Origin of the sequence: Moraxella sp. HMSC061H09 (assembly GCF_001809255.1) — a bacterium.
Taxonomy (GTDB): domain Bacteria; phylum Pseudomonadota; class Gammaproteobacteria; order Pseudomonadales; family Moraxellaceae; genus Moraxella; species Moraxella catarrhalis.
The window spans coordinates 1-398 of the sequence record NZ_KV796855.1; the positions used below are offsets into that span (position 1 = coordinate 1).

Annotated in this window: 1 protein-coding gene; it reads left to right on the forward strand. The window is 39.7% G+C overall.

Annotation, left to right across the window (positions count from 1 at the left end):
• A partial coding sequence (locus tag HMPREF2573_RS09430; RefSeq protein ID WP_210383690.1) for a hypothetical protein occupies positions 1-287 on the forward strand: 287 nt, incomplete at its 5' end.
• Between the last annotated feature and the right edge of the window lie 111 nt (positions 288-398).

Below are 398 nucleotides of genomic sequence, written 5' to 3' on the forward strand. Positions count from 1 at the left end.
GCGATAATCTTAGTCATGGGATTGACCGCCCTATGGACATACAAGAGTTTAAAAGATATGAGAGCCGAACAAGCTCAAATACAGGCAACCATAGAGCAAATGCCCCTACCGCCCAAAGTATTAAACCAATTCAACATACAGCAAGACGAGAAATTTTACTACATGGCGACCAAAAACAAGAAAGCGGAAGTATTTGCCAACAAAAACGGTGGGTGCACAATCAAAATACGCAAATAAAAGCCATGAGAGAGCCTACAAGCCCTATCAAAAGCAAAAATGGTAAATGATTACCATCCACACCAAAAACACGCTTAAAACGCATTGTAGAGCCTTTAAACGCCATTCAACAAAAAAGACAGGATTTTTTCACCAATACACAACAGCTTTATGAACGACTA